Consider the following 12,599-nt stretch of genomic DNA (forward strand, 5'->3'; position numbering starts at 1 on the left):
GACGGGTCTGGATCTATGAGTCATTATCGCCGTCGCGCCGGCCTTTGCGCCCCTCTTTTTTTGCATGTAACCCTGCGCGTGATGATGGGGGTGACATTGCTTCAATTTGCCCGCCTCGGATGTGCTCAAGCGCCCGCTCCTTTGCCTGCAGTTTCACAGGCTGGAGGCAATACAGTTTTGTTGCCCGATCGCGGTAATGTCACTATTTTAAAGTTGGATGATCAGTTGCGTGTCGGACCTCCCTTGGACGACAGCAAAGCGCTAACTTTTACTTCAAGTGACTCTATTGATGGCGTAGTTGACCGCCAGATGCATCTCAAAGGACGAGCACAAATACGTCGTAATGGTGCCGTCATTAAAGCCGATGAAATTACCTATGATCCAGATACTGATATTGCTGACTTAGTTGGCAATGCTGAGTTAACAAAAGGAAATACTACTTTCAAAGGACCAACAGCCAAATTTAAGGTAGATGCGCGTGAAGGTGAAATGGAGACGCCGACTTATGAGCTGCGCGATACCCGTGAAAACGGTACTGCAAAAAAATTAACAATTGAAAATTCAGATATTTTTGTATTTGATAAAGCTACTTATTCGACTTGTACCCCTCAAAATATGGATTGGTATTTCTCGGCCAGTACTTTAGAAATTGATAATGAGCAAAAAGAGATGGTGGGGACGCATGGGGTAATGCGTTTCTTTGATGTACCGATTGCCTATATTCCTTATTTCACAGCTCCAATCTCGAGTCAACGCCGCTCAGGCATTTTGGCTCCAGCGGTTGACTACAACTCAAACAATGGTTTCGATATTACTCAGCCATACTATGTAGATATCGCCCCGAACAGAGATTTATTGATTTTGCCGCGATATATGGCTGAGCGCGGACTACAACTGGGGGCGGCTTATCGATTCCTAGATAATAAATACAGCGGGACTTTGGCTGGTGATTACTTAGCTCACGATAATAAAACTGGAACCAATCGTTGGCGATACGATTGGCAACAGCGGCAGGTTTTTAGTGGGGGCGTTTCTCCTAGTGGCATTCCTTTGCCAGGTTCGTGGACTGGTTACGCAAATATGTCCCGGGTTTCAGATAGTCTCTATCCAACAGATTTTTTTCAAAGTATTGCGGGTTCTGTTACCAGTCAATTTCGACAAGAGGTTGGAACTACTAAAGGGCTCACAGGAAGCTTAAGTAATTGGGTTGTATCAGCAAGAGCATTAACGTTTCAAACCTTGCAACCTGATCCCACGTTAACAGTACAGGCTCCATATAACGTGCTGCCAAATATTATTGTTGCCTATAACAACCAAATTACCTCTGCAGTGACAGATGCAAGTGGGAAGTACATAATCCTACCTTCTGGACTGGCAACAACTTTTTCAACTGATTACACGAGGTTTTCATATAACATCGGCGGCAACCTAGCTGCCACTGCTCCTGGTGTCTATAGCCAAGCCGATAGAACCGTTGTTAAGGGCGCAATGTCTCTGCCACAAATAACACCAGGCTACTACATCACTCCTAAAGTGAGCTTTCAATCTAACACTTATAACGCCACACCATTTATAGCAGGTGGCGCACCAGTGGCTCAGGGCTTTACCATTCCAACCCTGAGCTTGGATTCAGGTTTGGCGTTTGAAAGAAATGCTAAAGAATTAAAGGGCTTCTTTGGAAGGGATATGCTGTTGACTATGGAGCCTCGTGCTTTTTATGTCTATACGCCTTATCAGAGCCAGGCCCAGACACCATTATTTGATACCGCTGATGCGGGTTTTGGGATCTCGCAAATTTTTAGGGAAAACACCTTTATTGGTAACGACCGTATTGCGGATAGTAATGCAGCGACACTTGGTATCACTAGTCGCATGATTGAGGCAACTACCGGTGCTGAACGAGTAAATGTAACCCTTGCGCAAAAGCAGCAATTCACAGGGCAACGGGTTGGCCTCAATGGAAATATTGCTAATCCCACTACTTATTCGGATACCTTAGGCTCGGGCTCACTTCACTTACTTGGCCATTTCAGTGCAGGTGTATTCGGGCAGTACAACACTCAGTTGAATCGATTTGTTCAATCCACGATCGGAGCTAGTTGGCGTCCAACTCAAGGCAGGAGCTTAAACTTTGGTTACCGAAATGTTTGGTCTCCTCCAGTGCAGGCATCCATCCAAAATAATCAACCATTTGTGCCTGCTGCTACCACTACAGATCAATACAATATCTCCGGACAATGGCCCATTACTAAGGAAATTTCTGTTTTAGGTCGCTGGGGATACGACGCTCTGACCACTAAAACTTTGAATGCTTTGCTTGCCTTAGAGTGGAATAGGGATTGCTGGACTTTCCGTGGAGCTTATTCCCAAGTGCTCAATACTTCTCAGATAACAACAACCCAAGTGTTTTTTCAGGTCGAATTTAGGGGCTTTGGTAGCGTTGGAAGCAATCCAGTTGATATCATGAGGCTAAATGTTCCAGGATATATGCCTACCTCTAAGCCTATACCACCCTCAATATATGAGAACTATCAATGATGCTTTCTGTAATTCGCCTTAAACAAATCTGTGCTGGAGTCTTTTTTCTTGGCTTTGGATTATTTGTGAGTGCCTCAGTTGCTCAAGATGTAGCAAAGACCAATACGGCTACCGAAAGCAAGATACGCAACATTGATGGTGTTGCAGCTGTAGTAAATACAGGATATGTAACACGTAAAGAAATTGATGACCGAATTGCATCCCTTAAAAAGCAAGGCATTAAATTACCAGAGGATGGATCAGTACGAAAGTTGGTTTTGGATCGCCTCATTCTTGAAAAAATTCAACTGCAAAATGCTGAGCAAGAAGGAATCAGAGTTAGCAATAAAGAGCTGGATAAAATTATCACTGACCTTGCCGCTAAAAATAAATTAACCTATGCCGAGTTTAAGGCTAAGATGAATGCTTCTGGGATAACGTTTGAACGTTACAAAGAACTCTTGCGAGAAGATGTTTTAGTTAGCCGATATCGTGAGCGGGAGGTTGAGGCTAAATTGAAAATCTCCGATGCAGAGATTGATAACTTTATCGCTGAGTGGACGCGCGCCTCCTCTCCAGTAGGCACCCCACGTTCTGCGCCTGCAGGTAAGGGTGATATCGAGGAAATTGATGTGGCACAGATATTTATTTCTGTAGATGCCAGTGCCGGTGCTGGAGCTCAGGCTGAGGCAAAGAAGAAAGCTGATGCTCTACTTAGAGATGCCCGTGGAGATGTTGATTTCTTGCAATTGGGTGCGATGGCAGCCAAAGATAATCCTAAGATTAAGTTTCAGGAATTGGGTTATCGCACTCCTGATCGATTGCCTCAATTGTTCTATGAAGCAGTTCGTAACACTGGTAGCGGGCAAGTTGCTAATGCTGTCGTTAAAAGTCCCGCTGGTTATCACGTACTTAAAGTATTGGACAGACGTGCTATGGGTGCAAGCCCTCCTCCACAGCAAGCAGTTGCCGCAGATGTTGCCTCAAATACACCACAAAGTATTCCCATTACACAAACCTTTTCACGTCATATTTTGTTGCGCAATCGCCCTGGATTAAGCGATCAAGATGCAGAAAGACGCTTGCAAGGATATCGTGATCAGGTTCGTACTAAAACTGCCGATTTTGCAGATTTGGCGAAAAAATATTCTGAAGATGGCTCTGCCGCAAATGGCGGTGATCTGGGTTGGATGAGTCCTGGAGACTTGGTTCCAGAGTTTGAGCAAGCAATGAATCGTTTACAAATTGGCGATGTAAGTAATCCAGTAAAGACAGAATTTGGTTGGCATCTGATTCAAGTATTGGATCGTCGCGAGGGTCAGCTCACTGTTGAAAAACAGCGTCAATTTGCGCGTGCTGCAATCCGTGAGAGAAAATTCGAGCAGGCTTACCAAGAGTGGTTACGAGAGCTACGTGATAACGCAACTGTAAAAATTCTTAACGCGGATGATGCAGCAAGCAGTGCACCCCGTTAATCTCGTTGTAAGCACGGGGGAGCCAGCTGGAATAGGGCCTGAAGTTTCTCTTATCGCTTCGCTAGTATTTTTGCGTGAACAAGCTAACGTTCAAATTACTTTATTGGGTGATGAAGAATTATTTCCAGCATCCAAGAGTATTGCCCCGGAATTGTTAGAAAGACTGCAATTTCAACCCATTTCTCTTGGAGCCACTGTTACCCCGGGCCTTTTAAGTATTGATAATGCTCCGTATGTAATCAACCAATTGAACCACGCTATCGATGGCTGCAAGCAGGGTCGCTATGATGCAATGGTAACTGCGCCACTTCAAAAAAGTATTATCAACGATGCTGGTACACTTTTTTCAGGGCATACAGAATACCTAGCACAGCGTTGCAATAGCTCACATGTGGTGATGATGTTGTGCGCGCAACTATCTCAGGGTTTTTTGGGACTTGCTGCCTCACGTGCTTTACGAGTTGCCTTAGTTACAACCCATCTACCCTTAAAAGACATACCGCAAGCGCTGAGTTTTGAATTGATATTCAATACGATTCAAATCGTGAATCAAGATTTACAGCAAAAATTTGGAATTGCTAAACCGTTAATACGTATAGCTGGTTTAAATCCACATGCTGGTGAGTCTGGTCACTTAGGTCGCGAAGAAATTGAAATTATTTCCCCGGTCATTGAAGCAGATAAACGGCTGGGAGTGAATGTATCAGGTCCCTACCCAGGGGATACTATGTTTGGTGCCGAGTCCATATCTACGGTGGACGCTTTCATTGCTATTTATCATGATCAAGGATTGGCACCTTTTAAATTTGTGACATTTGGAGAGGTGTCAATGTCACTCTAGGCTTGCCAATTATTCGCACATCAGTCGATCATGGAACCGCATTGGATATTTGCGGGTAAAGGAATTGCGGATTCTGGCAGCATGCTTGAAGCACTGCGCTTGGCTTACCAGTTAGGCCTTAATCAACGAAAGTCAAGTTAACACATGTATCGTGCACGTAAACGATTTGGGCAAAACTTTCTACAAGACAATGGGATTATTTGTTCTATTGTCGCGCTCATCAATCCTAGTTCAGATATGCATGTTATTGAGATTGGGCCAGGTCTTGGCGCCTTAACTCTTCCTTTGTTGAGTAATCTTGATCATTTAGACCTCTTAGAAATTGATCGTGATTTAGTGGCATTGTGGAATGAAAAAAACCTCAAAGGTCTTAACGTAATTGAGGGAGATGCTCTCAAGTTTGATTTTTTGTCATGGGCGAAAAGTCGTTCAGGCAAACAAGGCTTATGTAAAGTTGTTAGTAATCTGCCATACAACATCTCATCACCATTGTTATTTCATCTGGTATCTGCCGCAAGTCATATCGATGAGCAAGTTTTTATGCTGCAAGCAGAAGTGGTCGAAAGAATGGTTGCAAAAGCAGGTAGTTCTGATTTCAGTCGCTTATCAGTCATGCTACAAGCTCGTTACGATATGGAGTTGGTATTGGAGGTTCCCCCTGAGACTTTTGAACCTCAGCCTAAAGTGAATTCTGCTGTAGTGCGCATGATCCCCAGAAGGGATTTTGCATTAACAGAGGGGCAATGGAATTCTTTGGAGCAAGTAGTGGCGGCGGCATTTGCTCAGAGAAGGAAAATGTTGCGTACAAATTTGCAAGCATTTTCTGAAAGGCTAAGTTTGACTGAGGAGGAGCTCAAGGCGAGAGCTCAAGATATTTCAGTAGATCGCTATATTCAATGGGCTAAGATTCTTGCGCCATAGATCTGGTTCAGAACTGATCCTTAGCAGTCTTTATTTGTATGCGCTGGGGTCAATTACACGCATTTCAGCCTCAATCCAACCCTCTACTTCTTGTTGCAGCTGGTCTGCTGATTTGTTGGCTGAGCTGATCGCTGGTCCAATTGAAAAAATTACCTTACCTGGATATTTTAGAAAGCTATTTTTTGGCCAACAGCGACCAGCATTGTGTGCGATCGGAATCACTAACGCATCGGTAGCGCTTGCTAGACGTGTACCGCCTTTGCGATACGGTTTTGTCGATCCTGTGGGGGTTCTGGTGCCCTCTGGAAAGAGCATGATCCACTTGCCTTCGCTCAAGCGTTTACGGCCCTGTGTTGCAACAGAAAGCGCTGCACTTTGTTTATTGGAGCGATTAATATGGATCATCTTTAGCAAGGCTAAAGCCCAACCAAAAAATGGGATCCAAAGCAATTCACGTTTAAAGACAAAGCAAAGTTGTTTAGGGAGTAAGGCAATATAGGCAATAGTTTCATAAGCAGACTGATGTTTGCTTAAGATAATGACGCGCTCATTAAGCACTGCCTGCATATTTTCTATGCCACGAATTTCATATTCAATACCGCACAACGGCTTTAGCAAAGCAATTACTATCTTGTTCCAGAGGCCAATAAATGTGTAGCGATTTTCTGGGCTCAAAAAAGGAAAAGCCACCATACATAGCACCGACCAAATGGGGGTGAACACTAGTAAAAATAAAGCAAAGAGGATGGATCGAATCAATATCATGACTGTTCTAAACCTTATTTTCTAAGAGTGTATTTGCAAATGCGAGGAGATCGGCGTGAATTTGTGTGCCTTCTGGTAAGCCACCTTTTGCCATTGTTTTTTGGCCTTTGCCAGTTAACACTAAATGAGATGCTGCGCCTAAGGCTACTCCTGCTAGCAGATCTCGTAAGGAGTCACCTACTATTGGAATGCCTGCGAGTAGCTCGGCGCTATTAATCTTTTTATAGCGTAATGCGATCTCTTTCATGAGGCCCGGTGCAGGCTTACGACACTCGCATTGGTGAGCATCCTGGTGGGGGCAGAAAAAGATACTATCAATATGCCCACCAAAGGGCTTTAGTAGTACCTCCATTTTGCTATGTATTGCATGCAAATCATTGATTGTGAAATACCCTCTAGAAAGCCCAGATTGATTGGTGGCAATAGCAATTTGATAGCCTGCTTGATTTAACAGGGCAATTGCTTCAAGGCTTCCTGGTAATGGAACCCACTCGTCGGCTGACTTCACGTAATTATCACGATCTTCATTGATCACGCCATCGCGATCCAAGATAATCAGTTTAGAAGAGCCAGTGCTCATGCTAGTTTGCCGAGATCGGCAACGAGATTCATTTTCTGGTGAAGTTGTTGCAGGAGCGCTAAGCGGTTATCGCGTAACTCTGTGTTTGGGTCCATGACCATAACATCAGCAAAGAATTGATCAACGGGGCCGCTTAATGCTACGAGAGATTTTAGAAGTTCCACATATTGACGTTTTTCATAAGCATCAGTGAGCGCAGGAGTAACCTCCTCTAATGCCTTATGCAATGCAGCTTCTGCTGGAATTTGCAGTAATTTTTTTGAGCAAGTCGCCGGTATAGTGGTGGTTGTTTTCTTTAAAATGTTGCTGATGCGCTTATTAGCGGCTGCAAGTTGAGCGGCCTCTGCAAGTGCATTAAATTCACGCAACGCCTTCAAGCGTTCAATTAAATCATTGATTTGTGCTGGATTTTGGCTAAGGACAGCATCAATCTCAGCGTTGGTAAATGCTTTGCCGGCAACCGACTGGTCGCGCAAGTAAGCACGCAAACGATCAATAATAAATGCGTAGACATCAGCCGCTTGAGCCCTCTCTTGCACTTCGGCTTGGGAGAATTGAGCGCGAGCCAGTTCAATAAGCTCAGGTAAATTGAGGGAAAGATTTTTCTCTAGAAGTAAACGGCAAATACCCAGGGCATGACGACGCAGTGCATAAGGGTCTTTATCCCCAGTCGGCGCAAGCCCCACACCCCATATACCCACTAGTGTTTCTAGTTTGTCAGCAATAGCTAAAATAGTGCCAGTTTGAGTTAGTGGTAACTCATCGCCAGCAAAGCGTGGCATGTAATGTTCACTACAAGCACTAGCAACATCAACATGTTCACCATCATGTGTCGCGTAATAACGGCCCATGATCCCTTGTAATTCTGGGAATTCACCAACCATATCGGTTAATAAATCTGTTTTAGCAATTTCGGCAGCACGTGAAGCCAACTTTTCATCGGCATCCAATTTTTTAGCAATTCCAACAGCAAGTCCTTGAACACGCTTAGTGCGATCTAACTGATTACCCAGTTGGTTGTGATAAACCACCTTACCTAAGTCGCTTATGCGAGAGGTTAATGGACGCTTCTGATCTTGTTGGAAGAAGAAACGAGCATCGGATAAACGAGGGCGTACAACACGCTCATTGCCGGAGATGATGGCATGAGGCTTATTAGTTTCAATATTAGAAACAATTAAAAAGCGATTACGTAACTTGCCTTGCTTATCGGTCAACGCAAAATACTTTTGATTCGTTTGCATTGTCAAAATTAAGCATTCTTGTGGAATTTCTAAGAATTCTTGATCAAAGTGGCATTCGTAAATGGCTGGCCATTCTACAAGAGCAGTTACTTCATCTAAAAGACTATCGGGCATCAACACCAAATCATCACCAGCCGCTTTTAAAAGGCCGGATTCAATCTGGGCGCGACGTTTATTAAAGCTGGGGATGATCTTAGCTTTGGACTGCAGTTCAGATTCATATTGATCTGCATTGCTAATAGTGATATTCCCAGGCGCTAAGAAGCGATGTCCTTCGGTTTGATTGCGAGCATCAATACCTAATGCGCTGATATTAAGGATAGTGGCACCATGAAGAGCAATGATGCGGTGAGCGGGGCGAGCAAATTGCACGTCCGCCAACTGACCAGCTTTCTGTAGCACTTGATAGTGTATCATTTTTGCAATCGGTAACTTATTTAATGTTTGCTCGAGTGCAGTTTGGACTGTTTGTTCGAGTGCAGCACCTTTGGAGATAACATCGAGGTATAGAGCCTCATTCTTTCCTTCGCCAGCTTTTTCTAAAGTGGTGAGATCAATATCTGCAAATCCCAGTGCACCCAATTTTTTAAGCAAGGGTGGAGTTGGTTTACCTTCGGCATCAAAAGCAATGCTAGTGGGCAAGAGCTTTTCACGAACAGGGTAATCTGGTGCTTGATCAAGCACCTGAGTGATTTGAGCTGCTAAGCGGCGCGGTGTTGTAAAGCCAGCTACCCGAGATGACTCAGTCACCAAGCCGGCGGATTTGAGTCCAGCAAAAATACCTTCACTAAAAGCATCACCTAAACGACGCAATGACTTTGGAGGTAGTTCTTCGGTAAATACTTCAATCAATAAATTGGCTGATTGAGGTTTTGAATTAGATGTGCTCATAGATAGAATGCAGAAATCTCGATACGCTTAAGTCTGAGCTTTAGCTTGACGTTGACACATGGGAAAGACCAGTTTTTCTCTAGACTCAAAGTAGGCCTGAGCAATGGCGCGAGAAAGATTGCGAATACGTCCGATATAGGCCGCACGTTCAGTAACTGAAATGGCGCCGCGAGCATCCAGCAAGTTAAAGGTATGAGCGGCTTTAAGAACCATTTCATATGCAGGTAGCGCTAGCGGAACTTCCATCAAACGCTTTGCTTCGCTTTCATAGTTTGTGAAGTTAGCAAAAAGCAGGTCGGTATTGGAGTGTTCAAAGTTATAGCAAGATTGCTCCACTTCATTTTGGTGATAAACATCACCGTATGAAATGCCGTCGGCCCAAACTAAGTCATAGACATTTGAGCAGTTTTGTATATACATCGCTAAACGTTCAATGCCATATGTGATTTCGCCAAGAACAGGTTTGCAGTCTAGGCCACCTACTTGTTGGAAATAGGTAAATTGAGTCACTTCCATGCCGTTGAGCCAAACTTCCCAACCTAAGCCCCAAGCATCTAAAGTCGGATTCTCCCAGTCGTCTTCCACAAAGCGAACATCATTTTCTTTGAGATCTAAGCCCAAGGCGGCAAGAGAGCCAAGATACAGATCGAGAATGTTTTCAGGGGCTGGCTTTAAAACTACCTGGTATTGATAGTAGTGCTGAAGACGATTTGGGTTCTCTCCATAGCGACCATCTTTTGGTCTGCGAGAAGGTTGCACATAAGCAGCCTTCCAGGGCTCAGGCCCAATAGCTCTAAGGAAGGTTGCGGTATGGGATGTACCGGCGCCTACCTCGAGGTCGATAGGTTGCAATAGGGCACAACCTTGTTGGTCCCAATAATCTTGAAGTTTGAGAATGATTTGCTGAAAAGTAAGCATGATTAACCTGGCTAAGTCATTGATTTTACACGGCTAGAGCGCGCTGGAGTTAAAAACGCTTAAAAATGTCTATAGCGAATCAGACCCCAGAGCAATAGCAAGCAAGAAAGACCCAAAATCGGTAAATTGCCCCAAATGACATAGGGCGTTTTTCCAGCATACGCCTGTACTTGGGTGCTCAAGGTGGCTTGAGTAAATTCTGGAAGTGCTTTTAGTAATTTGCTATTGGAACTCAGGACGGCTGTAATTCCAGTATTGGTAGCGCGCAAGCCTGGAAGGCCTGTTTCCAGCGAGCGCAGTTGTGAAAGTCTGAGTTGCTGAGCGGGTGCTTGAGAGTCTCCAAACCAAGCAAGATTGGTCATATTGATCAGCAAGTTCACTGGCTTATCGCTATGTTGAATGCGAGAAGCCAATTCGCCGCCAAAGACATCCTCATAACAAATCGTGATAGCTGCATGAAGATCATCTTGACCTTTACGAACAATGGTCAATGGAGTTTGATCTATTCTACCTCTGGCAAAGTCACTCATTGGCACATGAAAGGCTTTAACAAACCATTGAAAACCTGGGGGGATAAATTCCCCGAAAGGAACAAGATGCGCTTTATCGTATTGATATTGAGGCTGACTGGGAGAGATTCCAGTAGCTCGATTCGAATATTGCATTCCATGCTCTCTTGGTACTTCGCCAATTAAGCCAACTAGAATGTTACTGCCGCTACTATTAGAAAAGTCTTGTAAGTATTTTAATAAGCCAAATGGTAAGTTCGGTTGTGGCCAAGGAAAGGCAGTCTCTGGAATGATGATGAGGTTGGCGGCTTCTTTTACGATTTCCCGGGTATAAAAATCGATCTGTTGCCCAATTACTTGGGGGTTAAATTTGAGACTTTGTTCAAAGTTTCCCTGAATGAGTCTTACGCTAATAGGTTCTCCTATAGGCTTGGTAAAGTGGAAAGACCCTGCGAATTGCGAGATGGTAATTGCAACTGTAATCAGAAGCAAGCTAGAAGTAACATGCTTGCGAAGTTGATAGATTTCCCAAGATGACCAGATGACTAAAAAGGTGCACGCTAGACCACCAAAGTAAGGGGCTACAGATGCAAATGGACCATTGAATTGCGTCTCGGCAAAGCCCATCCAAGGGAATCCAGTAAAGATGTAGCCGCGTAGAAATTCTGCAAGTACCCAACTGGCTGCTAAGAATAGACCTGTTAGTCGATTTTTCTGAAATGCTGAAATGGCAAGAGTTGCTAAGGAAAAATAAAGCGCGACATATGCGGAGAGGAGAAAAACACCTATGCAAGCGAGCAACGCACTCATGCCACCAACATCATGAAGGCTGATATAGATCCACCAAAGACCTACAACAAAATAGCCAATTCCAAAAAAGAGGCTGAGTCCAAATTGTTTTTTAAATGCGTTGGCTGTTGGAGGGTCGAGGCGCCACCAAAGAATGCTAAGAAGCGGGATCTGAATCCAGCCGCCATATGGTAGTTCAGCGGTGGCAGCCAAAGCTGCGCCTAGCAAAAACAGCATAAGGACTGAAAAGATTTTTACGCTCATATACTGTTGATGAGAAGCTGATCAAGCAATCTAATGCTCAATCCGATTTCTTATGCACTTGTCGCGCTAGCAGAATATGAATTTGTCTTGAGTCGGCACGTTGCACTTCAAATTCAATACCGTCAATTTCGATGAGTTCACCCATTTTGGGGACGCGACCCAAATGTTGAATAACTAGACCTGCTACTGTTTTGATATCTTCAACCTCAAAATGAGTACCAAGAGTTTTGTTAAATTGCTCGAGCTCGGTAATGCCTTTGACCCGAATGCCGCCATTATCTAGAGCAATCAGGTTATCAGCTTCTTCATCAATATCATGCTCATCTTCAATGTCGCCAACTATCTGCTCAAGCACATCTTCAATCGTGATAATTCCTGCTACACCACTGTATTCGTCAACCACAATAGCTAAATGATTGCGATTGTCTTTAAAGTCACGCAGTAAAACGCTTAGACGTTTAGATTCGGGAATAAATACTGCCGGGCGTAACCAATCTCTTACTTGAAAGTCATTCTCTGTAGCGTGACGCAATAAGTCTTTGGCTAGCAAAATACCTATAACATTATCTCTGCCACCTTCAAATATGGGAAAGCGGGAATGCGCCGCCTCTATCACGCTCTTGATAATTTCGGGGAGCGACTTATTGATGTCGATCCAGTCAATTTGCGCGCGAGGGACTAGGATATCGCGAGCACAAAGTTGGCCTACCTGAAAAACCCCCTCGATCATCGAGAGAGCATCTGCATCAATTAATCCCTCGGCTTGTGCTTCTCGAAGAGTATTAGTGAGTTCACGACGGCGTTCACCAGGTTCCGTTGGCTGAGGTGTTAGAAAATCAGCTAAACGGTCTAAAAGGGATTTATTGGGGTCAGGCATATAGCAAG

Annotated in this window: 9 protein-coding genes and 1 pseudogene; 4 read left to right on the plus strand and 6 right to left on the minus strand. The window is 44.2% G+C overall.

What is annotated here, in order from left to right; all coding sequences use genetic code 11:
- Nucleotides 1-15 precede the first annotated feature (15 nt).
- The 4 genes and pseudogenes from DXE37_RS01255 to rsmA all read left to right on the plus strand — a co-directional run bounded on the left by DXE37_RS01255 (nucleotide 16) and on the right by rsmA (nucleotide 5,754).
- The gene (locus tag DXE37_RS01255) at nucleotides 16-2,538 is read left to right on the plus strand and encodes an LPS-assembly protein LptD (RefSeq protein WP_114636312.1); all 2,523 of its coding nucleotides are present in this window, start codon (nucleotides 16-18) and stop codon (nucleotides 2,536-2,538) included.
- Nucleotides 2,535-3,992, plus strand: a complete 1,458-nt coding sequence (locus tag DXE37_RS01260) for a peptidylprolyl isomerase (RefSeq protein ID WP_231970891.1) — start codon at nucleotides 2,535-2,537, stop codon at nucleotides 3,990-3,992. Before DXE37_RS01255 ends, DXE37_RS01260 begins: the two co-directional genes overlap by 4 nt.
- A pseudogene (gene pdxA, locus DXE37_RS01265) lies at nucleotides 3,967-4,892 on the plus strand (4-hydroxythreonine-4-phosphate dehydrogenase PdxA). Before DXE37_RS01260 ends, pdxA begins: the two are co-directional and overlap by 26 nt.
- Nucleotides 4,893-4,977: 85 nt before the next feature.
- Complete coding sequence (gene rsmA / locus DXE37_RS01270; RefSeq protein WP_114636313.1) at nucleotides 4,978-5,754, plus strand: 16S rRNA (adenine(1518)-N(6)/adenine(1519)-N(6))-dimethyltransferase RsmA; 777 nt, start codon at nucleotides 4,978-4,980, stop codon at nucleotides 5,752-5,754.
- A 30-nt stretch (nucleotides 5,755-5,784) separates the two neighbouring features.
- On the opposite strand, the gene DXE37_RS01275 is transcribed toward rsmA, so the two are convergent.
- The 6 genes from DXE37_RS01275 to DXE37_RS01300 are packed head-to-tail and all read right to left on the minus strand — an operon-like array spanning nucleotide 5,785 to nucleotide 12,591.
- The gene (locus tag DXE37_RS01275; protein ID WP_114636314.1) at nucleotides 5,785-6,519 is read right to left on the minus strand and encodes a lysophospholipid acyltransferase family protein; all 735 of its coding nucleotides are present in this window, start codon (nucleotides 6,517-6,519) and stop codon (nucleotides 5,785-5,787) included.
- A gap of 7 nt (nucleotides 6,520-6,526) precedes the next feature.
- Nucleotides 6,527-7,099 carry a D-glycero-beta-D-manno-heptose 1,7-bisphosphate 7-phosphatase gene (gene gmhB, locus DXE37_RS01280; RefSeq protein WP_114636315.1) on the minus strand — a complete coding sequence of 191 codons (573 nt, stop codon included), beginning with the start codon at nucleotides 7,097-7,099 and terminating at the stop codon, nucleotides 6,527-6,529.
- Nucleotides 7,096-9,234, minus strand: coding sequence for a glycine--tRNA ligase subunit beta (glyS, locus tag DXE37_RS01285; protein ID WP_114636316.1), 2,139 nt, complete (start codon nucleotides 9,232-9,234; stop codon nucleotides 7,096-7,098). The genes gmhB and glyS overlap by 4 nt, the downstream gene beginning before the upstream one ends.
- 27 nt (nucleotides 9,235-9,261) lie before the next feature.
- Nucleotides 9,262-10,152 carry a glycine--tRNA ligase subunit alpha gene (gene glyQ, locus DXE37_RS01290; RefSeq protein ID WP_114636317.1) on the minus strand — a complete coding sequence of 297 codons (891 nt, stop codon included), beginning with the start codon at nucleotides 10,150-10,152 and terminating at the stop codon, nucleotides 9,262-9,264.
- Nucleotides 10,153-10,211: 59 nt separating this feature from the next.
- A complete protein-coding gene (lnt, locus tag DXE37_RS01295) occupies nucleotides 10,212-11,714 on the minus strand; it encodes an apolipoprotein N-acyltransferase (RefSeq protein WP_114636318.1) in 1,503 nt (500 codons plus the stop codon).
- Nucleotides 11,715-11,751: 37 nt separating this feature from the next.
- Nucleotides 11,752-12,591: an HlyC/CorC family transporter gene (locus DXE37_RS01300; RefSeq protein ID WP_114636319.1), complete on the minus strand. Its 840-nt coding sequence runs from the start codon at nucleotides 12,589-12,591 to the stop codon at nucleotides 11,752-11,754.
- Between the last annotated feature and the right edge of the window lie 8 nt (nucleotides 12,592-12,599).

Origin of the sequence: Polynucleobacter necessarius (genome assembly GCF_900095205.1) — a bacterium.
GTDB classification, from domain to species: domain Bacteria; phylum Pseudomonadota; class Gammaproteobacteria; order Burkholderiales; family Burkholderiaceae; genus Polynucleobacter; species Polynucleobacter necessarius_E.

Excerpts from the sequence above, each read along its gene's own strand:
- rsmA (WP_114636313.1), top strand. The coding sequence starts at position 4,978 with ATGTATCGTGCACGTAAACGATTTGGGCAAAACTTTCTACAAGACAAT.
- DXE37_RS01255 (WP_114636312.1), top strand. The coding sequence starts at position 16 with ATGAGTCATTATCGCCGTCGCGCCGGCCTTTGCGCCCCTCTTTTTTTG.
- gmhB (WP_114636315.1), bottom strand. The coding sequence starts at position 7,099 with ATGAGCACTGGCTCTTCTAAACTGATTATCTTGGATCGCGATGGCGTG.
- glyQ (WP_114636317.1), bottom strand. The coding sequence starts at position 10,152 with ATGCTTACTTTTCAGCAAATCATTCTCAAACTTCAAGATTATTGGGAC.
- DXE37_RS01260 (WP_231970891.1), top strand. The coding sequence starts at position 2,535 with ATGATGCTTTCTGTAATTCGCCTTAAACAAATCTGTGCTGGAGTCTTT.
- lnt (WP_114636318.1), bottom strand. The coding sequence starts at position 11,714 with ATGAGCGTAAAAATCTTTTCAGTCCTTATGCTGTTTTTGCTAGGCGCA.
- glyS (WP_114636316.1), bottom strand. The coding sequence starts at position 9,234 with ATGAGCACATCTAATTCAAAACCTCAATCAGCCAATTTATTGATTGAA.
- DXE37_RS01300 (WP_114636319.1), bottom strand. The coding sequence starts at position 12,591 with ATGCCTGACCCCAATAAATCCCTTTTAGACCGTTTAGCTGATTTTCTA.
- DXE37_RS01275 (WP_114636314.1), bottom strand. The coding sequence starts at position 6,519 with ATGATATTGATTCGATCCATCCTCTTTGCTTTATTTTTACTAGTGTTC.